This window comes from Microbacterium sp. K2, assembly GCF_051365005.1.
Lineage (GTDB): Bacteria > Actinomycetota > Actinomycetes > Actinomycetales > Microbacteriaceae > Microbacterium > Microbacterium foliorum_B.
Genome location: NZ_JBLWII010000001.1, coordinates 1,646,429 through 1,667,314, shown reverse-complemented (window position 1 = coordinate 1,667,314; position 20,886 = coordinate 1,646,429). Strand labels below are relative to the sequence as shown.

At 68.4% G+C, this 20,886-nt stretch carries 19 protein-coding genes; 16 read left to right on the top strand and 3 right to left on the bottom strand.

The genetic code is table 11. The features are described 5' to 3' along the window. The first annotated feature begins 8 nt into the window (after positions 1-8). The 3 genes from ACLKOY_RS08210 to ACLKOY_RS08200 all read left to right on the top strand — a co-directional run bounded on the left by ACLKOY_RS08210 (position 9) and on the right by ACLKOY_RS08200 (position 2,874). The gene (locus ACLKOY_RS08210) at positions 9-1,178 is read left to right on the top strand and encodes an ROK family protein (protein ID WP_436453184.1); all 1,170 of its coding nucleotides are present in this window, start codon (positions 9-11) and stop codon (positions 1,176-1,178) included. Between the two features lie 88 nt (positions 1,179-1,266). Beyond that, positions 1,267-2,130 (top strand): AraC family transcriptional regulator, encoded by an 864-nt coding sequence (locus tag ACLKOY_RS08205; protein WP_436453183.1) that lies wholly within the window; start codon positions 1,267-1,269, stop codon positions 2,128-2,130. Between the two features lie 111 nt (positions 2,131-2,241). Beyond that, the gene (locus ACLKOY_RS08200) at positions 2,242-2,874 is read left to right on the top strand and encodes a GyrI-like domain-containing protein (RefSeq protein ID WP_436454108.1); all 633 of its coding nucleotides are present in this window, start codon (positions 2,242-2,244) and stop codon (positions 2,872-2,874) included. Between the two features lie 49 nt (positions 2,875-2,923). Here the strand turns inward: ACLKOY_RS08200 and ACLKOY_RS08195 are convergent, their stop codons facing one another. Continuing rightward, positions 2,924-3,316: a nuclear transport factor 2 family protein gene (locus tag ACLKOY_RS08195; RefSeq protein WP_436453182.1), complete on the bottom strand. Its 393-nt coding sequence runs from the start codon at positions 3,314-3,316 to the stop codon at positions 2,924-2,926. Positions 3,317-3,408: 92 nt separating this feature from the next. On the opposite strand from ACLKOY_RS08195, the gene ACLKOY_RS08190 reads away from it, so the two are divergent. Both ACLKOY_RS08190 and ACLKOY_RS08185 read left to right on the top strand, forming a co-directional pair. Beyond that, complete coding sequence (locus ACLKOY_RS08190) at positions 3,409-3,852, top strand: helix-turn-helix domain-containing protein (RefSeq protein WP_363572194.1); 444 nt, start codon at positions 3,409-3,411, stop codon at positions 3,850-3,852. Further along, a complete protein-coding gene (locus ACLKOY_RS08185; RefSeq protein WP_436453181.1) occupies positions 3,849-4,646 on the top strand; it encodes a DUF1206 domain-containing protein in 798 nt (265 codons plus the stop codon). The genes ACLKOY_RS08190 and ACLKOY_RS08185 overlap by 4 nt, the downstream gene beginning before the upstream one ends. Positions 4,647-4,655: 9 nt before the next feature. On the opposite strand, the gene ACLKOY_RS08180 is transcribed toward ACLKOY_RS08185, so the two are convergent. Continuing rightward, positions 4,656-4,856, bottom strand: coding sequence for a hypothetical protein (locus ACLKOY_RS08180; protein ID WP_436453180.1), 201 nt, complete (start codon positions 4,854-4,856; stop codon positions 4,656-4,658). Positions 4,857-5,009: 153 nt separating this feature from the next. Here ACLKOY_RS08180 and ACLKOY_RS08175 point away from each other — a divergent pair, with 153 nt between their 5' ends. The 5 genes from ACLKOY_RS08175 to ACLKOY_RS08155 all read left to right on the top strand — a co-directional run bounded on the left by ACLKOY_RS08175 (position 5,010) and on the right by ACLKOY_RS08155 (position 12,940). Then, positions 5,010-7,535 carry a DUF7507 domain-containing protein gene (locus tag ACLKOY_RS08175; protein ID WP_436453179.1) on the top strand — a complete coding sequence of 842 codons (2,526 nt, stop codon included), beginning with the start codon at positions 5,010-5,012 and terminating at the stop codon, positions 7,533-7,535. Positions 7,536-7,602: 67 nt separating this feature from the next. Next, on the top strand, positions 7,603-9,084 hold the full coding sequence (locus ACLKOY_RS08170; RefSeq protein ID WP_436453178.1) for a SpaH/EbpB family LPXTG-anchored major pilin: 1,482 nt from the start codon (positions 7,603-7,605) through the stop codon (positions 9,082-9,084). A 100-nt stretch (positions 9,085-9,184) separates the two neighbouring features. Continuing rightward, entirely contained in the window at positions 9,185-10,147 is a 963-nt protein-coding gene (locus ACLKOY_RS08165) for a class C sortase (protein ID WP_436453177.1), read from the top strand. Continuing rightward, positions 10,144-10,737, top strand: a complete 594-nt coding sequence (locus ACLKOY_RS08160) for a hypothetical protein (protein ID WP_436453176.1) — start codon at positions 10,144-10,146, stop codon at positions 10,735-10,737. The genes ACLKOY_RS08165 and ACLKOY_RS08160 overlap by 4 nt, the downstream gene beginning before the upstream one ends. A gap of 259 nt (positions 10,738-10,996) precedes the next feature. Further along, the gene (locus ACLKOY_RS08155) at positions 10,997-12,940 is read left to right on the top strand and encodes a sigma-70 family RNA polymerase sigma factor (protein WP_436453175.1); all 1,944 of its coding nucleotides are present in this window, start codon (positions 10,997-10,999) and stop codon (positions 12,938-12,940) included. A gap of 4 nt (positions 12,941-12,944) precedes the next feature. On the opposite strand, the gene ACLKOY_RS08150 is transcribed toward ACLKOY_RS08155, so the two are convergent. Then, positions 12,945-14,534, bottom strand: a complete 1,590-nt coding sequence (locus ACLKOY_RS08150) for a PucR family transcriptional regulator (protein WP_436453174.1) — start codon at positions 14,532-14,534, stop codon at positions 12,945-12,947. Positions 14,535-14,688: 154 nt separating this feature from the next. Here ACLKOY_RS08150 and ACLKOY_RS08145 point away from each other — a divergent pair, with 154 nt between their 5' ends. The 6 genes from ACLKOY_RS08145 (at position 14,689) to ACLKOY_RS08120 (ending at position 20,862) form a co-directional block, all read left to right on the top strand. Next, a complete protein-coding gene (locus tag ACLKOY_RS08145) occupies positions 14,689-16,575 on the top strand; it encodes a sigma-70 family RNA polymerase sigma factor (protein ID WP_436453173.1) in 1,887 nt (628 codons plus the stop codon). A gap of 58 nt (positions 16,576-16,633) precedes the next feature. Continuing rightward, positions 16,634-17,956: a cysteine desulfurase gene (locus tag ACLKOY_RS08140; RefSeq protein ID WP_436453172.1), complete on the top strand. Its 1,323-nt coding sequence runs from the start codon at positions 16,634-16,636 to the stop codon at positions 17,954-17,956. Next, positions 17,953-18,387 carry a Fe-S cluster assembly sulfur transfer protein SufU gene (gene sufU, locus ACLKOY_RS08135; protein WP_436453171.1) on the top strand — a complete coding sequence of 145 codons (435 nt, stop codon included), beginning with the start codon at positions 17,953-17,955 and terminating at the stop codon, positions 18,385-18,387. Before ACLKOY_RS08140 ends, sufU begins: the two co-directional genes overlap by 4 nt. Before the next feature lie 31 nt (positions 18,388-18,418). After that, entirely contained in the window at positions 18,419-19,363 is a 945-nt protein-coding gene (locus ACLKOY_RS08130; protein ID WP_436453170.1) for a GNAT family N-acetyltransferase, read from the top strand. Between the two features lie 56 nt (positions 19,364-19,419). Then, on the top strand, positions 19,420-20,061 hold the full coding sequence (locus tag ACLKOY_RS08125; protein WP_436453169.1) for an NADPH-dependent F420 reductase: 642 nt from the start codon (positions 19,420-19,422) through the stop codon (positions 20,059-20,061). A gap of 141 nt (positions 20,062-20,202) precedes the next feature. Further along, positions 20,203-20,862 (top strand): GntR family transcriptional regulator, encoded by a 660-nt coding sequence (locus ACLKOY_RS08120; protein WP_436453168.1) that lies wholly within the window; start codon positions 20,203-20,205, stop codon positions 20,860-20,862. Positions 20,863-20,886 lie beyond the last annotated feature (24 nt).

Sequence of the window (20,886 nt, the reverse complement as noted above, 5' to 3'; positions counted from 1 at the left end):
GTGAAGGGATGCCGTCGCAGTCGAGCCCCGCGTTGGGCACCCGCCCACACAATCTCTCGCTCATCCTGCGGCTCGTGCACGAGAACGGCGCGCAATCGAGAGCAGCTCTCACCGAGCAGACGGGGCTCAACCGCTCGACGATCGCCGACCTCGTCGCAGAGCTCGTCAGACGGGGTCTGGTCGACGAACGGGTGCCCGACGTCCCCGGCCGCGTGGGTCGACCCTCGCCGGTCGTGACGGCCTCGCCCCGCGTCGTCGCGATCGCGGTGAACCCCGAGGTCGATGCGATCGAGATCGCTGCGGTCGGTCTCGACCGCGGCATCCTCGTGCGCGAACGCCTGCCGAACGAGACCGTGCCGACACCTGCAGTCGTCGTGGCGACGATCGCCGAGCGCATCGCCGCGTGGCGCGAGGGCGCGCTCGCGGACGTGCGGATCGCGGCAGTCGGCGTCGCGGTGCCCGGTCTTGTGCGTACCTCCGACGGAGTCGTGCGCAACGCGCCCCATCTGGGCTGGACCGACGTGCCGCTCGCCGAACTCATCGGCACGGCCACGTCGTCTGCGGCATTCGTCGACAATGACGCGACGCTCGGTGCGATCGCGGAGCATCGCTACGGCGCCGGCCGGGGGATCGACGACATCGTCTACCTGAACGGAGGCGCGTCGGGTATCGGCGGCGGCCTGATCGTCAACGGAAAGCCGGTCGCCGGCGCGGGCGGATACGCGGGGGAGTTCGGTCAGAACAGGCCGCGGATCTCCGCAGACACCGATCGACGCACCGCGGATGGCGTGCTCGAGGCCGAGGTGAGTCGCCGCCTGCTGCTCGACGCGGTGGGCCTCGACGCGGCCGACGACGAGACGCTCGACACCGAGCTCTCGGAGTCGCAATCGGCTGTGGTGGCCGACGAGATCACGCGTCAGGCGCGTGTGCTCGCGGGGGCACTGGCCAACGCCGTCAACGTGCTCAACCCCGCACTCGTCGTGCTCGGCGGGTTCCTGGCGACGATCGCCGACCTGAGGGCGACTCAGATCGCCGACGACGTGCATGCGCTGGCGATGTCGGAGAGCGCGGAGGCCCTGGAGATCCGTCCTGCCGCTCTCGGCGCCGACCGGCTGCTGATCGGCGCGGCCGAGCTGGCCTTCGCAGATCTGCTCGCGGATCCGGGGGAGCGCAGCTGACCTCGCGGGGTGACTGATCGGATCCGACCCGCAAAGTCGGGTCGCGGGACACCCTCGGATCGCACGATGGTGAGGAAAGGAGGACCTCATGATCGGAACGCTCAACGCACTGGTCGATCTCGTCGATGCCGACGCCGCAGCCGATATCGACGTCGCCGGGTTCGCGCGCGTCCACGGGACGACGGAGTACCACCTGCGGCGGATGTTCTCGGCTCTGGCCGGAATGCCGCTGTCGGAGTACGTCCGCCGCCGCCGGATGACGCTCGCCGGTGCGGAGCTCGCCGCAGGCGCCCCGAACGTGCTCGATGTCGCGGTGCGACACGGATACGGCTCGATCGAGGCGTTCGGTCGCGCGTTCCGCGCCGTGCACGGGATCAGCCCGGTAGACGCGCGCCGAGACGGGGGTCCTCTCCGCACACAACCCACGCTCCGGTTCCGCCTGAGCGTCGAAGGGAGCACCCAGATGGACGTCACCATCACCACCACGCCCGAGCTCGTGCTCGTCGGCCACGCCGCGCGAGTGCCGCTCATCCATGAGGGGGTCAATCCGCACATCCAAGCCCACATCGCCTCGATCGCACCGCAGGAGCACGCAAGGCTGAAGGCGCTGAGCGATGCCGAGCCCGGCGGAATCCTCGCCGTCACCGGCGATGTCGCACCGGATGCGCCGGAGGGCACGGAGCTCACCTATCTGCATGGCGTCTCCGTGTCTGAGTCGACTCCTGTGCCCGACGACCTCGACGTCATGAGGGTGGAGGCGGGGGCGTGGGCGGTCTTCGCCGCGTCGGGGCCGTTCCCCGAGACCCTGCAGACCCTGTGGGCCGCGACGGCGACCGAGTGGTTCCCGTCGAACCCCTGGCAGCTGCGTCCCGGCCCGTCGATCGTGCGATACCTGGAGTTCACCGGCAGCCATGCCTCGTGCGAGCTCTGGTTGGCGGTCGAGCAGGCGTGAGGCGTCTCGGGTGGGCGGGGCGGGCACAGCCGCACCACCCACCCGATGTCCGCCACCCGTGCGACACTGTGGCGACGGTCGGATGCCGATGCCGCCGTGAGAGGACCCGCGATGGCGATCGACCCCAAGAAGTCCCTCGACGCCTACCGGGCGAAGCACGGTGAGTTCCGCATCCTCGAGGTACCCCCGATGCAGTACCTGATGGTCGACGGCGCGGGTGACCCCAACAGTGCCCAGGCCTATCAGGATGCGGTGTCGGCGCTCTTCCCGCTCGCCTACACGCTCAAGTTCGCGAGCAGGGAGCAGCTCGGGATCGACACGGTCGTGATGCCTCTCGAGGGGCAATGGCACGCGCCCGACATGGAGTCGTTCACCTCACGCCGCGACAAGTCGGCCTGGCAGTGGACACTCATGATCATGGTGCCGGAGCACGTCACCCCCGAGATGTTCGACCGCGCGGTCGACACGGTCGAGGAGAAGCTCGCGAAGAAGAAGCAAGCTGCGCCCGCGCTGCGGTCGGTGCGGCTCGAGACCCTCGACGAAGGACTGTGCGTGCAGACCCTGCACGTCGGGTCGTACGACGACGAGGCCCCGGTGCTCGACGAGCTGCACAACCGGTTCATCCCCGAGCACGATCTGGCCATGACCGGGCTTCACCATGAGGTCTACCTCAGCGATGTCCGGCGGGTCGAGCCCGCGAAACTCCGCACCATCCTGCGTCAACCGGTGGCGCGCATCGGCTGAGACCGGTGATGGAGGCCGGACCGCGCCGACGCGCGATCCGGCTGTCCACTCAGGCCTCGGCCCAGAAGGCATCCTCCGCGATCTGGTCTTCGCTGATCAGCCAGACCTCTGCAATCCGGCCGTCCACGACTCGGAACACATCGACTCCGTGCTGATCGAGATCCGTGCGCCCCTCGCGCGCCGCGCGGAAGTGCACCGTCGCCGCGACGAGATCGCCGCTCTCGGTCGCCGACTCGGTCTCCAGAGTGAACGTCCCGCCGCTCAGCTCCATGAAGCGTCCGAGATGCGCGATGATCGCGTCGGGGCCGATCTTGTCGCCCGACACCTGACTAGAACCCGGCTGGTGCCAGACGGCGTCGGTGGCGAAAGTCGCTGCCAGCGCCTGCATGTCTCCGGCGGCCATGGCCGCCCCATACTGCCCCACGATGTCGATAGCCGACATGATGTTCCTCCTCGATGGATCGGTATTCTGATGGTCCAGCGTCTCGACCCGTGCGTGGTCACTTCAACGTCACCGAAACGGAGGCCCCTCGCATGAGTCCCGAATGGACGGTGTTCTCGTCGAGCTGCCCGTCGCGCGCATCCTTGGCACGAGTGGCCAACAAGTGGACGGCGATGATCGTCGTCCTTCTCCACGAGGAGCCCCTGCGGTTCAGCGAGCTTCATCGCGGGGTCGACGGCATCACGAAGAAGGTCCTCGTCGACACGCTCCGCGCGCTCGAGCGCGACGGCATGCTCGTGCGAGCCCTGCACGATGACGGTCATGCGCGCTATCAGCTGACGCCACTCGGTCGCACGCTGCACGAGCCCCTGCAGGCACTGCAGATCTGGGCCGAGTCGCATGTCGAGGAGGTCTTGAGCGCTCAGGAGCGCTACGACGACGAGATCGACCAGCGTCTGCTCGGCGAGGATCCGGCTGCTCTGCCTGTCTCCAGGCGCTCAGGTGACACGGGTCCGGGCGATATCCTGCTCGGATGAGCTCAGCAAAGGATGCCGCGCGCACGGCGCAGCGATCCGATGCATTCCGACGCGTGGCGCGGGCGGGCTTCGTCGTGGTCGGCCTCGTGCACATCATCATCGGGGCGATCGCCGTCTCCATCGCCTCCGGCGGCGGCGGGGATGCCGACCAGGACGGTGCGATGGAGCAGATCCGCTCGACGCCCGTCGGCGGGCTGGTTCTCGGGCTGGTCGCGGTGGCGCTGGTCGCTCTTGCTGTGTGGCAGATCGCCAGCGGTCTCCTCGCCAGAGGCAAGGAGACCCGCAAGTGGGGGATGAGGATCAAGCTGATCGGCATCGCGGGCGCGTACCTCGTGATCGCAGGCCTGGCGCTGATCTTCGCTTTCGGAGGACACGTCGAGTCCGAGACGACGCTGCGCGCCCTCAGCGCGGTGATCCTCGGCGCTCCCGGCGGAATCGTGCTGCTGATCATCCTCGGTCTGACTGTGGCGGGTGTGGGGGTCGGGTTCATCGTCATCGGGTTCACCAGAGGCTTCGAGAAGACGATGGATGTTCCGGACGGGCCGTCGCGGCCTGGGATCATCGCCCTCGGCGTCGCGGGCTACATCGCCAAGGGCATCGCGATCACGGTGACTGGCCTGTTGTTCGTCGTGGCGGCGTGGACGCAAGACCCTGAGAAGGCTGCGGGCCTGGACGGGGCACTGCGGAGTCTGGTCGACCTGCCCCAGGGGCGCGCGATCCTCTGGCTCGTCGGGGTGGGACTCGCCATCTACGGCCTCTTCTCGATGGTCCGCGCGCGCTTCGCCCGGATGTGACGTTCGGCCTCAGCCGTTCGCGGGCTTCTCGCTCCACAGCATCAGGAACGCGCCGAGCCCATTCACGATCGTGACGAGCACGATCGACTGAGCCACCACCGTGCCCGCCCCCGGCGCAATGCGCGCGACGAGCAGGATCGGCCCGGGCGCTGTGACCGGGATGCTGCGGAACCCGCCGTCTGACCGAAAAGTTTTTTCACGGCCCGTCATAAAACCTCGCCGCCGAGGTCTGGGTATGTGACGGGCAGCCTCTGCTTCCTGTTCGCACTGGGAACACACACGACTTTTCGGGGACAGGCATTCGCCTCTCTCGCCGCGCCATGCCTGGCAGGCGGGAAGCGGCGCGCCGGGATTGGGACATTCATGAGCATTCGCTCACACCACCGCACGACGGAGCGTTCATCACGCTCCGGCGGCGCGCCTCGCCGACGGGCGATGACGCGGCTGCTCGGCGTGCTCGCCATCGCCGGCGTGCTCGTCGCCGGAGCGACACTGGCCCCCCACGGCGGCATCACTGCCGCGGCGACGGTGCCAGGCACTCCGGGGACACCTCAGCCGGGTACGCCGGTGTACACCGAGAACTTCTCGAACCAGAACGCGTCGCTCCTGCCGATCAGCATCCTGAACTACACGGGTGGAGCGGCCGCCGCGAACTCGACGTACACGGCGTCGACGCAGTACACACCGGCCGGCAACCAGTGCAACGGCTGGATCATGAGCAGCGTCACGCCCACCGCCCCCCTCACCGACCTGGGCTGCACCAACAACGTCACGACGACGTGGCCGACGCTGCAGCAGATGGCCGCGGCACTCGGAACCGCGCAGGGGCAGACGGCGGCTCAGGCTGCGACGAACCAGGTGCTCACCTCTTACACCAACGCGACGAACGGCACCATCGCCGCCGGCACGCAGTTCCGCACGGTCAACACGATCCCCGCGGTCGCCGGGCACTACTACGCCGTGTCGGCGTACTTCGCCGCGGTCAACTGCCCCGCGGCCGGTGGTGCGAATCAGCCGAAGGAGACCTTCAGCCTGCTCGTGAACGGCAGCCCGATCGTGCTCAGCACCGGGCTGAACCCCTGCACGAACAACACCTTCTGGGGAACTCAGACCGCGAAGCTGCAGTCGGCGGCCTACCAGGTGCCCGTCGGCACCACGGCGAACCTCGGCCTGACGCTGTACAACGCCACCGCCACGGGTTCGGGCAACGACGTCGCCTTCGACCTGCCGCAGATCGTCGACGTGACCCCTCAGCTCGACAAGGCATTCAGCCCGACGGTGATCACGAACGGATCGACGTCGACCATGACGCTCACCGTCACGAACACGAGCGACCTCATGGCCAAGAACGACTGGTTCATCACCGACGCTCTGCCGACGAACCTCAGGATCGCAGCGGCGCCGAACGTCGGCGGCACCTGCGTCCAGCGCACCGGTGCGGCCTACGTGGTCACGGCGCCCGCAGGCGGGACGTCGGTGTCGGTCACCGGCGGCGACCTCGCCCTGGGTCAGGCATCGTGCACGATCACGGTCGACGTCACCTCGACGGTCAACGGCACCTACATCAACGGGCCTGCCAACATCACGACCAACCTGAACCCGCCGGCCAATGCGTCGCTCGAGGTCATCCAGCCGTCGATCGACATCGTCAAGCGCATCACCGCGGTGAACGGGGTCGCAGTGACCAGCGACACCGACCCCGACAAGGTCTACACAGCGGTCGGCGACGTGATCACCTACAGCTTCGTGGCGACCAACACGACGCCCAAGGCGCCGACCAACACGACGCTCAACACCAACCTCACGAACGTGAACATCACCGAGGATTCGTTCTCGGGTGTCGGTGACATGAGCACCCTGTCGTGCGTCCCGCCGCAGGGCTCGACGCTCGCGAGCGGAGCCCAGATGACCTGCACGGCCACCTATGTGGTGCAGCAGGCCGACCTCGACAACGCTCCTCTCACGAACATCGCACGCGCCACCGGAACCCCGGCGGTCGGTCCGAATGTGACCGACACCGACGACGAGATCATCCCGGCCGTGTGGACACCCGAGATCGTGCTCGACAAGACGGCCTCGGTCGTCGACGTCGACCAGGACGGCGTGACCGGACTCGGCGACCACATCATGTACGAGTTCGACGTCACCAACACCGGCAACGTCACGGTCGCGAACGTGACCGTGGTCGACGATCGGCTCACCGATCGCAGCATCACCGTCACCTGCACGCCGACGACGATCGCACCGACCCAGATCGCGCACTGCGTCGCGAACGCGCCGTACGTCATCGATCAGGACGACGTCGACGCGAAGATCGTCATCAACACGGCCTACTCCACGGGTACCGACCCGGATGGCGGTCCGGTGCGCTCGAACGACGACAGCACGGAGACTCCCATCGAGCCGTTCCGCATTCCGTTGCAGATCGAGAAGGTCGGCGAAGCGGCCGCGAACACCTGGGTGCGTATGGACGGATCCTCGTTCGCGATCCTCGAGGACGCGAACGGCGAGCCCGGTGTGGCCCTGCCCTTCAGCATCGGCGGCGTCGAGACCGGACTGTTCCAGATCGACAGCATCCCTGCCGGCACCTACTGGCTGAGCGAGTTGACCGCACCCGACGGCTTCAGCCTGCTCGCTGCTCCCGTGCAGTTCACCATCAACCCCGACCGCACCGTGAGCGTGACCGCGGGCGGCGACGAGGCGGTGACCGCCGCCGGTCAGCTCATCACGGTACGCGACGTACCCGCGATGACCCTTCCGACCACCGGGGGGACGGGAGCACTGCCCTACATCCTCGCCGGTTCCCTGACCGTGCTCGGCGCGGGCGGGCTGGCCCTCTGGGTCCGCCGACGCGATGCACGTGCCGACACCACTGACCCGCAGATCTGATCTGCACTTCTCACCCACCACCACCTGTAACCCACCAGGGCGACCTGGCCACCTAGAGAGAGACACAGTGAACACTCCCACCAACGGACGCGGATCCCGCGTCGCGGCAGGTCTGCTCGTCGCAGGCGTCGCCGCGCTCACCCTCGCAGCGCCCGCAAGCGCCGCGACCCCGAACCTCGTCGACCCGGATGCTGTCGGTTCGCTGACGATCCACAAGTTCGAGGCTCCCGAGACGCCCACCGGACTGCCGAACGACGGCACCGAGCAGAACGTCGCACTGGCACCGCTGCCGGGCGTGGGCTTCACGGTCTACAAGGTCGACACGATCGACCTGACGAGCAACCAGGGATGGATCGACGCGAACGACCTCGCCGACCTCGACCCCGACAGCGTCGCCGACATCACCGCTGCCGGATACACGGCCAGCGCAGTCGGTGGCCAGACGCTGACGGACGCGAACGGCGAGATCGCCCTGGCGAACCTCGACCTCGGCCTCTACTTCGTCGTCGAGACCGCACCGCTGGCCGGTTCGACCGGTGTGGCGCCGTTCCTGGTGACCGTGCCGCTGACCGACCCCGCCGATGACAGCACCTGGCTGTACGACGTGCACGTCTACCCGAAGAACGCCCTGACCGAGGCGACGAAGACCGTCGAGGACTCGGAAGACGTCAAGCTCGGCGACGAGATCGACTTCACGATCACGGGTGACATCCCCAACGTCGCCGTCATCGACGCTTACAAGATCGTCGACACGCTCGACGACAAGCTCGACTACGTCGGCGCCGCCGTCTCGCTCGTCGACGGAACCCCGCTCGCCGCGGGCGACTACACGATCGTCCACGATGCCGCGACCAACGCGGTCACGGTCGAGTTCACCGCCTCGGGTCTCGCAGTGCTCGCGGCCAACCCCGCCACGCAGGTGCAGGTCATCGTCACGACCGAGGTCAACACGGTCGGCGAGATCGCCAACACGGCAGTGCTCTACCCGAACGCCGGGTCGTACACCGTCGAGCCGGGCGAGCCCGGCGGCCCCACCGTCACCCCCGAGGTCATCACCAAGTGGGGCGACATCACGGTCGAGAAGACCGACAAGGCCGGCGCACCGCTCACCGGTGCCGTGTTCTCGGTGTACCCGACCCAGCAGGACGCGATCGACGGCACCAACGCCATCGCACTCGCCGGTTCGACCGAGTTCGCGGTCGCCGCTGACGGCACCGTGACCATCTCGGGTCTGCGCTACTCCGACTGGGCGGACAACGCCGCCGTCGCCGTGGGCGAAGAGGGCTACCAGTCGTACTGGCTCGCCGAGATCGTCGCACCCGACGGATACGAGCTGCTCGCAGCTCCGATCGAGTTCACCGTCACCGCAGCCACCACGGCCGTCGGCGTCGACCTCGAGGTCGTCAACGTTCCCTCGAACGCCGGCTTCACCCTGCCGTTGACCGGTGGCGCAGGCACGACCCTGTTCCTCGCCGGTGGCGTGATGCTGCTCGGCGGAGCGGTCCTGCTCGCCATCCGCAGCCGCCGCAAGGCAGCCGCACAGGCATAACGCGAAGACCGGCCGTGCGGGGGAGGTGAAGAGATCCCTTCCCCCGCACGGCCCATTCTTTTCCACCTCTTCCTCACCTTGTCCGACCAGAGAGTGCAGCATGACCCTCATCGACGCGTCCACACCGGATTCTCCGGCGCGACCCCCCACGCGTGCCACTGCGCGAAGGGCGCGATGGGGATGGAACCAGTCGATCGTCATGCTCATCGCGACCGTCGGCATCGCAGTGCTCGTCTATCCGACCGCCGCGTCGTGGTTCTCGGCGTGGAGCCACGACACCGACGTCGACGGCTACGTCCAGTCCGTCGAGCAGATCCCGGATGAGGCGGTCGCCGAGATGCTCGCCACGGCCGAGGCCTATAACGAGAACCTCCCGACCGGGCCGCTGCGCGACCCGTACGCGCTCGGCGCCGACGGCCAGCAGACGGCGATCGGTGAGGGCGCCGCGGCGTACTTCGACACGCTCAGCGCCGACGGAACCGATGCCATGGCCCGGGTCCGCATCCCCCGCATCCACGTCGACCTGCCGATCTTCCACGGCACAGACGAAGAGACACTGTCTCGCGGCATAGGTCACCTCTACGGCTCGTCGCTCCCCGTGGGCGGCCCGGGGACCCACTCGGTGCTCACCGGCCACAACGGCTTCGTGCAGGCGACGCTCTTCGACGACATCGACGAGCTCGTAGCGGGCGACGTCATCGTCGTCACCGCCCTGGGCGAAGATCTCTACTACGAGGTCGATCAGACCACGACCGTTCTGCCCGACGAGGCCGACGAGCTCCGCCAGGTCGCAGGCAAGGACTATCTCACGCTCGTCACCTGCACGCCGACCGGCGTCAACACCCACCGCCTCCTGGTCCGCGCCGAGCGCGTCGATGCCCCGACCGAAGGCTCCTCCGTCACGACGATCGACGACACCACTGACCCTGCAGGGTTCCCGTGGTGGGCACTGCTCGTCGTCGGGGTGCCGGCACTCACGTTCGTCGTCGTCATGCCTCGTCGGACGAGCACGAATCGCAGCAGCAGGCGAGCGACGCACCTTCCTGCTGACTCAGGCTCATGACGATCGGGGTCGCAGTGGACCGCACCGACTCCCGCCACGAGCAATCCGCTGAGACCGCCCGGGCTCAGCGACCGCGGCGACGGGGTGGTCTGCTGTTCGCGAGCATCGTGCTCGTCGGACTCGGGCTGTCGTTCCTCTCGGCGTCCGTGGTCGCCCCCGACCTCGTCGACAAGGTGACCGGTGACGTCAAGGTCTCGGTGCTGAAGCAGTTCCATCAGGTCTTCGCGCCCGACGAGCTCCCCGTGATCAGGCTCGGGGCCGAAGGCGGGATGGTCGAGCTCGACCGGTGCGACGGCACCTTCACAGAGATGGTCAGCTATCGGATCGACGACGTGCTTCCGCTCTTCGCCGCGCACAACAACTGCGGGGGCGACGTGATTCTCGGGTGGGAGCTCGGCCAACGCGTCATGGTCGAGGGTTCCGACGTCGTCTACGAGGTCGTCGAGGAGAGACACACTCCCAAGTGGTCGAATGTCGAGAAGCTCACCGGCATGACGGGCGAGTTCATGGTGCAGACCTGCTTCTACGGCGAGAACAAGATGCGCTTCCTGTCTCTTGCGCCCGTCGACCCGGCGGCGAGCGTCGGCTGATGCGCCTCGCGGCGAAAAACTCAGGCGGGCGACGTCATGTTTTCCAGTCATATCGGTCTTGTAGGTATGGCCATCGGCCGCGCGTCTGGTTCCCGGCCGACGCCCGCACAGCAGAGATCGACCGCTCCCCGGCCGAACCCTCTCGCAGCGGAATCGACTCTCACGAGAGTCGGAGGGACGAGGCATCCCCGCTGCCTCGTCCCTCATTCATCTCCGGCGCATCGATCGCGACGTCGGTCCTGACAGCATCCGGAGCAGCATGAACCTCGGCAGTGACATCGACGGCGACGACGACGTCCCGGGTGAGCCGTCCGATGCCCAGATCATCGACGCCGTGCGGGGTGGCGACATCGGTGACTTCGCCCTCCTCTGGCGTCGGCACGTCGACTCCGCCCGACGCGCTGCCAGGGCGATCTCGCCGTCATCGGATCCCGACGATCTCGTGAGCGAGGCCTTCGCGTCGATCCTCCGGGTGACGAAGGCGGGCGGCGGTCCGAGCGACGCCTTCCGGCCCTACCTTCTCGCCACGCTGCGCAACACCGCCGCGCGGTGGGCGCGGAACGGCAGCGCGCTCTCGCTCGACATGGTGTCGGAGCGCGACCTGTCGCCGGAAGACGGCGATGCCTTCGAGCGCATCGCCGAGCGATCCAGCATCGCCGCGGTGTTCGGCACGCTGTCGGCGCGGCACCGCACCCTGCTCTGGTATCTCGAGGTCGAGGGGATGAAGCCCAGAGAGCTCGCGCCGCTCATGGGAATGACATCGAACGCGGTCTCCGCGCTGGCCGCGCGTGCACGCGACAGCTTTCGTCGAGCCTGGCTGGAGGCGCACATCCACGACCCCTCCCGGTCGGAGGACTGCCGGTGGTTCTGCGAGCGCGTGGTGGCCAGACGAGGTCGCTGGGTGGGCGGCGACGACGCCGGTCGCTTCAGCGAGCACATGAGCACGTGCGGCGGATGCCGGATCGTCGCGGCAGAGATCGACACCGTTTCGCAGCGGCTGCGTTCGATCCTGCCCGCGGCACTGCTCGGCGGCGCGGCGGCGGCGATCTACGCGGCCGACGCGTCCGCCGAGGCGCATGTCATGGGGCCTGACCTGTCGCCGGGGTCAGCCGGGGCGTTCGTGTCGCGCGACGGCGCGACGGCATCGTTCGGCGCCGGGGCGCCTGTCGCAGCGCACGGGGCGGCGTCGGCGGTTCCGGTCGGCGGCCTGACGGCGCTGGCGGCCACCGCTGTCGTCGTCGTCGGAGCTGTCATCTTCACGGGCAGCGCGCTGAGTCTGTCAGCCGCGGACTCCGATCGCGCCGAGATCGCTCGGTCCTTCCCTGAGGCGTCGATCTCCGGTGAGGCCGGCCCGGTTGTCGAAGGTCTGCCCGGGCTTCCGATCCGGACTCCCGCGTCCGAGCCGACTCCCGAGCCGCAGCCGGCACCTGAGCCGGCACCTGAGCCGGCACCTGAGCCGGCACCTGAGCCTGATCCGGCCCAGGCGCCGGATCAGGCGCCTGCGCCGGACTCGACCGAGAGCATCCCACGAGTGACCCCGGCACCCGTCGCCGACGGTGAACATCAGCAGGCTCCGAGCAGCGACGACAGTCCTGCTCCCTCTGCGGTCGTGCCGGGAACGACGCCGACGATCGACGACTCAGCCAAGACGCCTCCTCCCATGGGCGCATCGGAGTTCCGCATCACGCAGTCGATCGCGCAGAACTCTCTCGTCCCGGATCCGCTGGCGGGCACTGGCGCTCCGGGAGCGCTCGTCACCGTGGTCGACGAGAACGGCGTCGTGCTCGACTCGGCTCTCGTCGATGACGACGGGGTGTTCGTGGTCGACGTCTCGGGCGAATCGACGCACCAGGGCATGACGCTCAGTGTGAGTCATCACGACGACGCCGGAGTCACCGAATGGGCGCCGGACATCGGACCGCTCACCTTCGCGACCCCGACCATCGCGCGCGCCGATCAGGACGCCTGCCCCGATGCATCGCTCGTCGCGGTGAGCTGCCTGCATCTGCGCGCCGAGCCGGATGCCTGGGTCGCCCTGCTCGACGAGCAGGGCAGATCGCGCGCTGTCCGGCTTCCGGCCAGTGGTGTCGACGGGCTCGTCATCCGTTCCGGAGCGGATGAGCCGTTCGACGCGGCTCGGTACATCGACCCGACGACGAAGCGCGCCGGCGTCACCGTCCTCCTGCCGGCGGCTATCGGATGAGTGCTCAGACCGCGTTGTTCGACGCGACCGACAGCCGAAGCCAGAGCCAGAGTCGGGTGTCGGGCGCATCGAGATCGATCCCCAGCTCGGTGCGCACGACGTCGAGCCGATATCGGACGGTGTTCTGGTGAACGTGCAGCGCATTCGCCGTCTCGCGCACGCTGCCGAGCTGGTCGAGATAGACCCGCACGGTGCGCATCAGTTCGGTGCCCTGAGCGGCGTCGTGTGCGGCGAGGATGCTCGCGGAGTCGCCGACGACGGCGTCGAGGCCCTCGATCAGATCGCCGACCTGCAGGATCGCGAGGCGATCGCGCATCTCGTCGAACGTCGCGACGTGGATGCGCCGGTCGCCGTCATGGCGCGACGAACCCACGAGCACGCCGGCGACGGCTCCGGCCTCGCGGTACGAGCGGGTGATGCCGTTGATGTCATGCGCGCGCGTGCCGATGCCTGCGATCAACGCGTTGTCGATGCGGACCATCGCCTGCGTGAAGGTCTCGACCGCTGCCGCGTGAGGGCCCGGGATGAGCGTCACGACCTGGGAGCCGACGATCGCGCTGTGCGAGCCCGGAAATGCGGCGCTCGACACACTGATCGCCAGATGGAGCACGCGGTGCAATCCGCGTACGGCCTCGACCTCGTCGAACGTGTCGACTCGGAAGCACACGATGGTGCAACCGGCTTCGGGCCGGATGAGCAGCTGCGAGGCCGCGCCGCGGGCATGTCGACGGTCCTCGAGAAGCGTGCGCAGAAGCCCCGAGGTGCGCTGGTCGCGGTCGCCCGCGTCCTCTCGGGCACGAAGCAGATGCTGGGCCACGATCGGCTCCATCTCCTGCAGCAGCGATCGAGTGCGAGCAGCCTGCGAGGGGTCGATCTGGATCACCCAGAGCGACCCGAGCAGTTCTCCGGACGCTCTGACGGCGATCCCCACGCGTCCGAACTGGTCGGTGTCCGAGGGGAAGTGCCGCGCCTCGGTGGCTCGGAGCAGCGATCGGTAGCGGGAGTCGGACGTGATCGAGAGGTCCTCCTGCAGCAGGAGAGTGGTGCGTCGTCGGGCGTCGTCGATCGGCTGCTCGCTGTGCGTGGAATACCCCACGACCTGGCCCGTGGAGTCGACGATGCTGGCCGCTCCGTCTGCCAGTGTGGCGATGGCATTGGCGAGTACGAAGAGATCTCCCATCCGCACGCCAGTGACCTGCCCGATCGAGTGAGCACCGAGCAGCGATCGCAGGACGTCCGCGACCTGTGCCCAGTCTCCGTCGCCGAGGCGGAGCACGGCGAGGGTGGGGTGCTGATCGGTCGACGTCCACTCGCGAGGACTGCTGTCTTCGGGGGCGCGCAGCACGAGCGCGGCCGCCCCGGCATCGATCAGCTCGGCCATGAGCCCCGCGACGTGCATCGGTGCGAGGCCGGCACCGAGCACGATGCGGTCGACGTATTCGGAGGACGGCGTCAACGGATCGTAGAACTCCACTCCGGTGAACGTCCTCGAATCGAAGCGGGTGCTTCGGGCGGCGGCAAAGAGTCGCCCGTCGCTGACCCGAACCGCGTCTCGCAGGGTCGGCGCTTCGGGATGGATCTCGGGGACCGTCATGGAACCTTCTCTATTCAGTACGGAGAACTCTCATACGAATCTACATACCGGTCAGATCGCTTGGTCGCAAGGCTGGTAGTGAGAAATCGAAAGGGAACCCAGTGAACAACCCGCCCGTGGCTTCTGACTCGATGCGCGCTACCCGGGTCACGCCGTGAGCGCCGCGGCTGTGCGCGAGCTGCGCACCCGGACCGACTCCGAGGTGAGCGACGATGAGCTCGTGCTCGCCACCCGCGCGGGGGACAGCAAGGCCTTCGGTGTGCTCTGGGATCGACATTCGCCGGCCGCACTTCGCGCCGCGCGTTCGATCACGAGCTCGATCGATCCGGAGGACCTCGTCAGCGAGGCCTTTGCCAAGACCTTCAGTGCGATCCGCAACGGCGGCGGTCCGACCGACGCCTTCCGGCCCTACATCTTCGCTGCCGTGCGCAGTGCCGCGGCCACCTGGGGCGGCAAGCAGAAGGACGTCGTCGCCCTCGAGTACATCGATGAGCTGCCGGTCGAGCACACCGACGATTCGCTCGATCTGCTGTCAGACAAAGCGCTGCTGACGACAGCGTTCAAGGATCTTCCCGAGCGGTGGCGCACCCTGCTCTGGTACCTCGAGGTCGAGGGCATGAAGCCGCGAGAGATCGCGCCGCTCATGGGCATGACCCCGAACGCCGTCTCGGTGCTGGCAGCGCGGGCCAGGGAAGGGTTCAAGCTCGCGTGGCTGCAGGCGCACATCAAAGAACCGGGACGCGACCCCGAATGCCGGTGGACCTGTGAGCGCATCGTGGCGCAGGGCCGCAAGCGCCATGTGGCGCGCGCCGACCGCGCGCGCTTCGATGCGCACCTCGAACGCTGCACCCGATGCACGATGGCGAGTGCCGAGATCGAGCGGGCGTCGTCGAAGCTGCGAGCCGTGCTGTTGCCCGTGATCTTCGGCGGGCCTGCGGCGGCAGCCTATTCGGCCGGATCTCCGGCGCCCGCCGCAGCCGCCGCTGTGAGCTGGCTGCCTCGGGGCAGGTCGCAGTGGCTCGTCGCGGGTGGGTCTGTCGCGGCGGCGACGGCGGTCGTCGCGGTCGCGGCGGTCGCCGCGCAGCTGGCGCCGGTGGGAACCCCGGATGCCGACGACTCGTCGGCGCTCGTCGTCGCATCGCCCGCTCCGATCGAATCGCCCGGATCCGCAGGGTTGCCGACGCTGACCGAACCCCCGGCGCCGACAGAGCCCCCGGCTGAATCTCCGGTGGAGTCAGAGACACCTGTCGAACCGCAACCGCCTGCGACCGTCCGTGAGACTCAGCCCGATCTCGAGGTCGTGGACGCCCCGATCATCGTGCCCAGGGCGCCCACCGATGTCACCGAGCCTGCACCACCGGGCGATGCGCGGACACAACCGCCGGTGCGCCCGCCGTCGGCCCCGGCGCAGCAGCCGCCGGTGGTGGACCCTCCGCCGAAGGTTCCCCCGGTGGAGGTTCCCCCGGTCGTCGACCCTCCCGTCGATGTGCCGGTGACGATCTCCTGGACCATCCTGCCGACCGAGGCCGCACTGCCGACGATCACCGGCACCGGGACTCCGGGCGCAGCAGTCGAGATCGTCGACGAGACAGGCCGCGTCGTCGCCGCGGCGATCGTCGGCGCGGACGGCACCTTCTCGGTGCGCCCCGACGCCGACACACTCCACCAGGGAATCTCGATCTCGATGCGACACACCTCGCCCACCACGGGCGAGCAGACGGTGAGTGAGCCGACCGGGCGCACCTACTTCCCCGTGCCGGGGCTCGCCGAAGACTCGGACGGCATCATCTCCTGCACGGATGCCGATGGCGACGGCAGGCGCGACGACCTCACGCTCGATGTGCGGGGCGTCGCCGGCTCCACAGCATCCGTGTCCGTCGACGGAGATCCCGCGTCGACCGTGCTGCTCACGGGCGACTCGACGTTCGTGTCGTTCGTCGACATCCGCCCCGGACTCCATCGGGTCACCCTGCGCTATGTCGACCCGGCGACGGGAGCCCTCGGGATTGCAGACACGGATCACATCCTCGTCGTGCCCTGACCGTCTCAGGCCGAGCTGAGGGCGCCCCGCGGGGTGCGCCAGATGAGAAGCTAGAAGGATGAGCATCTCTCGCGAATCCGACGTGATCGCCCGACCAGGGGGTGGCGCTCTGACCGATGCCGAGGTGCGACGCCTCCGTGAGGACTTCCCGATCCTGCGCGCCGAGGTCAACGGGCATCCCCTGATGTATCTGGACTCGGGTGCCACCTCGCAGCGTCCGTTCGCCGTGCTCGATGCCGAACGCGAGTTCGCTTCGACTCTGAATGCCGCCGTGCACCGCGGAGCGCACACTCTCGCCGCCGAGGCCACCGAGGTGTTCGAGGACGCCCGCGCCACTGTCGCCCGATTCGTGGGAGCCGACGAGGGCGAGATCGTCTGGACGTCGAACGCCACCGAGGCCCTCAACCTCATCGCGTATTCGCTCTCGAACGCGTCGCTCGGACGCGGGGGAGCGGCCGCCGAGCGTCTTCGTCTGCGCGAGGGCGACGAGATCGTCACCACCGAGATGGAGCACCACGCGAACCTCATCCCGTGGCAGGAGCTCGCGGCTCGCACGGGCGCGACCCTGCGGGTGATACCGCTCGACGACGACGGCGCCCTCCGACTCGATGCCGCCGCCGACCTCATCACCGAGCGCACGAAGCTCGTCGCATTCACCCATGTGTCCAACGTGCTCGGAGTGATCAACCCCGTCGAGCAGCTCGTCGCGCTGGCCCGCGCGGTCGACGCGATGGTCGTGCTCGACGCCTGCCAGTCGGCACCTCACCTTCCGCTCGACGTGCGCGCGCTCGACGTCGACTTCGCCGTGCTGTCGGGGCACAAGATGCTCGGCCCCACCGGCATCGGCGCTCTCTACGGGCGACGTGAACTGCTCGAGGCCATGCCGCCGTTCCTCACGGGCGGTTCGATGATCACGACGGTCACCACGACGGAGGCCGCCTACCTGCCGCCGCCGCAGCGGTTCGAGGCCGGCACTCAGCGGGTCTCCCAGGCGATCGCGCTCGCCGCGGCGATCGACTATCTGACCGCGGTGGGCATGCCGCGCATCGCCGCGCATGAGGCCGCCTTCGGCAGGCGTCTCGTCGAGGGGCTCACGGCCATCGACGGGGTGCGCGTGCTCGGTGCCGGCATCGACCTGCCGCGCGTCGGGCTCGCGAGCTTCGACGTCGACGGCATCCACTCGCACGACGTGGGGCAGTTCCTCGACGACAGGGGCATTGCGGTGCGCGTGGGACACCACTGCGCGCAGCCGCTCCATCGTCGTCTCGGCATCACCTCGTCGACCAGGGCGAGCACGTATCTGTACACGACCGACGCCGAGGTGGATGCCGTGATCGACGGCGTCCAGGGTGCGATCGAATTCTTCCGGAGGGGCGCATGAGCGACCTGCAGAACCTTTATCAGGAACTCATCCTCGACCACTCCCGCACCCCGCACGGGTTCGGGCTGCGCGGCGAGATCGCGGCGCAGTCGCATCAGGTGAACCCGACGTGCGGCGACGAGGTCACGCTGCAGGTGCACCGCGACGCCGACGGCGGCATCGAGGCGATCGCGTGGGAGGGTCACGGATGCGCCATCTCGCAGGCATCCGCGTCGCTGCTCGCCGAACTCGCCGAGGGGCTGACGGTCGATGAGCTCGAGATCCGCATCGCCGCGTTCCGTGAGGCGATGCGCTCGCGCGGCAAGATCGAGCCGGATGAAGAGCTGCTCGGCGACGCAGCCGCGCTCGGGGGCGTCTCGCGCTACGTGGCTCGCGTGAAGTGCGCCATGCTGGCGTGGGTCGCGGCGGAGGACGCACTCCACAAGGCATGAGCGTCGGCGCCATGCGGTGCAGGATGGAATCATGCCTCTTGATCTGAAGCCGCTCAGCGCCGACAACTTCGACGACTGGCGCGAAGCCACCCGGGCACGCCTGGTGACCCTGCGACAGCAGTCGGGGATGCACATCGGCGAGGACGCCGTCTCGGATGTCGACGCGGTTCTTGACGACCTGCTCCCCGCCGGCCACGAGACCCAGACCTCGCTCATTCTCACGATCGATGACGGCGGCACCCGCGTCGGCACGGTCTGGCTCGCAGCGAACAACGGGGTGCTGATCATCGTCGATCTTGCGTTCGCGATCGAGCCGACCGAGCGACAGCTCGACGACCTGCTCGACGAGCTCCGGTCGTTGGCACGCAGGCAGCAGGTCGGTCGCCTCAGCATCGCGCTGCATTCCTCCGACACCGCGGGCAGAGCCTTCGTCGAGGGGCGAGGGTTCGATGTCGCGTCGATCCGGATGCTTCTCGAACCGCCGCCGTCTCGCGAGTCTCGCGTTTCCGGTGGCCTCGTCGTGACGCCGATGACTCCCGAGCGCTTCACGAGCTTCGCCTCGGCATCCGAAGCGGCGTTCGCCGAGGACCTCGTGGCATCCGGCCGGTATTCGGCGGAGGATGCGGCGGTCGAGTCGCACCGGCAGATGGAGCTCGAGCTCCCCGACGGCATCGATTCGGAGGGGCAGGAGCTGTTCACCGCCCATGTCGACGGCGCTGAGGTCGGGGTGCTGTGGATCGGCATCCGCAACCGAGGCGGACGCCCGCACGCGTTCATCCTCGACATCGAGATCGCGGCTGATCAGCGCCGCAAGGGCTATGGTCGCGACCTCATGCTCGCGGCCGAGCGCGAGGCGGCGCGGCTCGGTGCCGACTCGATGGGGCTGCATGTCTTCGGCTTCAACACCTCGGCGATCAACCTCTACGAGAGCCTCGGCTACGACCGGATCGAAGAGCGCTTCCTGCTCACGGTGTGAGCGCGACACGCGGAGTCATGCGGGAATAGCAGCGACCGGCACACGTTGGTCCGAGCATGACTACTCTCGGAATCATCGGTGCAGGACACATCGGCAGCCAGGTCGCACGGGTCGCCGTGGCCAACGGCTATGACGTCGTGATCGCGAACTCGCGCGGACCGGAGACCCTCGCAGGCCTCGTCGCGGAGCTCGGAGATCGCGCGTCGGCCGCGACTGCCGCCGACGCCGCTGCCGCGGGCGACGTCGTGGTCGTCACGGTGCCGCTCGGCAAGATCGACCAGCTGCCCGTCGAACAGCTCGCGGGCAAGATCGTGCTCGACACGAACAACTACTACTTCGAGCGTGACGGACACATCGACGCCCTCGACCGCGGTGAGACCACCACGTCGGAGCTTCTGCAGGAGCAGCTGCCGACCTCGCGCATCGCGAAGGCGTTCAACCACATCTTCGCGGCCGACATCACGACCGACGGTTCGCCGGCGGGCACGCCTGATCGACGCGCGCTCGCCACGGCCGGCGACGACGCAGAGGCCGTCGCCTTCGTCACCCGCTTCTACGACGAGGCCGGCTTCGACACGGTCAACGTCGGCCCGCTCAGCGAGTCCTGGCGGGTCGAGCGTGACCGGCCGGCGTATGTCGTGCGCCAGAACGCCGACGAGCTGAAGGCGAACCTCGCGATCGCGAACCGGCTGCCCTGACGCAGACGAGGGAGGAGCGGATGCCGACGCATCCGCTCCTTCCTCATCTCCGCCGTTCGACGAAGCGCCGGAGCCGTGACATGTGCGCTCGGTTGGGATACCAAACTTGTCGGACAGGCCACCGAGTGACATAATTCCGGCATGGCGGGGGCGGGGACTACCGGCGAACTCGAGTCGGTGCGAGTGACGCGCGTTCTTCGAGATGACATCGTGCTCGGTCGGCGCGCCCCGGGATCACGTCTCATCGAACGGGACATCGCGGCCGAGCTCAACGTGTCGCGGCTGCCCGTGCGCGAGGCGATCCGCACTCTCGTCAGTGAGGGAGTGGTCGTCGCCCGCCCGCGGACCTGGGCCGTGGTGCGGGAGTTCACGCATCGTGACATCCGAGATTTCGGAGAGGTCCGCGAGGCGATCGAGACTCTGATCTTCGTCTTCGCCGCCGAACGCCACACCGAAGCGGGCATCGCGCGTCTTCGCGCTGCCTACGAGCGCGAGCTCGCCGCAGCATCGGCAGGCCAGGCCGAAGCCGCCCGTATCGCGGCGGGCGAGTTCCACGAGATCTCCGCCGAGCTGGCTGGCAACGACATGCTCAGTGAACTCATCGGGGTGTTCGTCACGCGCCTGCGCTGGCTCTTCGGGCAGCACGACGATCTGCTCGCGATGGCCGAGGAGCATCGCCTGATTCTCGAAGCGGTCGAGGCTCGCGACACCGACACCCTCCGCTGGATGATTCCCCGCCACCTCGCCAGCGGCCAGCAAGCAGCGGAACGTCGCCTCAGCGATCAGGCCTACTCGATCTGAGCATCCGGCCTGTCCCGCCCTGCC

Coding starts and splice junctions, on each gene's coding strand:
- ACLKOY_RS08150 (WP_436453174.1), bottom strand. CDS start 14,534: ATGACGGTCCCCGAGATCCATCCCGAAGCGCCGACCCTGCGAGACGCG.
- ACLKOY_RS08130 (WP_436453170.1), top strand. CDS start 18,419: ATGCCTCTTGATCTGAAGCCGCTCAGCGCCGACAACTTCGACGACTGG.
- ACLKOY_RS08200 (WP_436454108.1), top strand. CDS start 2,242: ATGGCGATCGACCCCAAGAAGTCCCTCGACGCCTACCGGGCGAAGCAC.
- ACLKOY_RS08175 (WP_436453179.1), top strand. CDS start 5,010: ATGAGCATTCGCTCACACCACCGCACGACGGAGCGTTCATCACGCTCC.
- ACLKOY_RS08140 (WP_436453172.1), top strand. CDS start 16,634: ATGAGCATCTCTCGCGAATCCGACGTGATCGCCCGACCAGGGGGTGGC.
- ACLKOY_RS08120 (WP_436453168.1), top strand. CDS start 20,203: ATGGCGGGGGCGGGGACTACCGGCGAACTCGAGTCGGTGCGAGTGACG.
- ACLKOY_RS08155 (WP_436453175.1), top strand. CDS start 10,997: ATGAACCTCGGCAGTGACATCGACGGCGACGACGACGTCCCGGGTGAG.
- sufU (WP_436453171.1), top strand. CDS start 17,953: ATGAGCGACCTGCAGAACCTTTATCAGGAACTCATCCTCGACCACTCC.
- ACLKOY_RS08210 (WP_436453184.1), top strand. CDS start 9: ATGCCGTCGCAGTCGAGCCCCGCGTTGGGCACCCGCCCACACAATCTC.
- ACLKOY_RS08185 (WP_436453181.1), top strand. CDS start 3,849: ATGAGCTCAGCAAAGGATGCCGCGCGCACGGCGCAGCGATCCGATGCA.
- ACLKOY_RS08195 (WP_436453182.1), bottom strand. CDS start 3,316: ATGTCGGCTATCGACATCGTGGGGCAGTATGGGGCGGCCATGGCCGCC.
- ACLKOY_RS08180 (WP_436453180.1), bottom strand. CDS start 4,856: ATGACGGGCCGTGAAAAAACTTTTCGGTCAGACGGCGGGTTCCGCAGC.
- ACLKOY_RS08165 (WP_436453177.1), top strand. CDS start 9,185: ATGACCCTCATCGACGCGTCCACACCGGATTCTCCGGCGCGACCCCCC.
- ACLKOY_RS08205 (WP_436453183.1), top strand. CDS start 1,267: ATGATCGGAACGCTCAACGCACTGGTCGATCTCGTCGATGCCGACGCC.
- ACLKOY_RS08125 (WP_436453169.1), top strand. CDS start 19,420: ATGACTACTCTCGGAATCATCGGTGCAGGACACATCGGCAGCCAGGTC.
- ACLKOY_RS08190 (WP_363572194.1), top strand. CDS start 3,409: ATGAGTCCCGAATGGACGGTGTTCTCGTCGAGCTGCCCGTCGCGCGCA.
- ACLKOY_RS08160 (WP_436453176.1), top strand. CDS start 10,144: ATGACGATCGGGGTCGCAGTGGACCGCACCGACTCCCGCCACGAGCAA.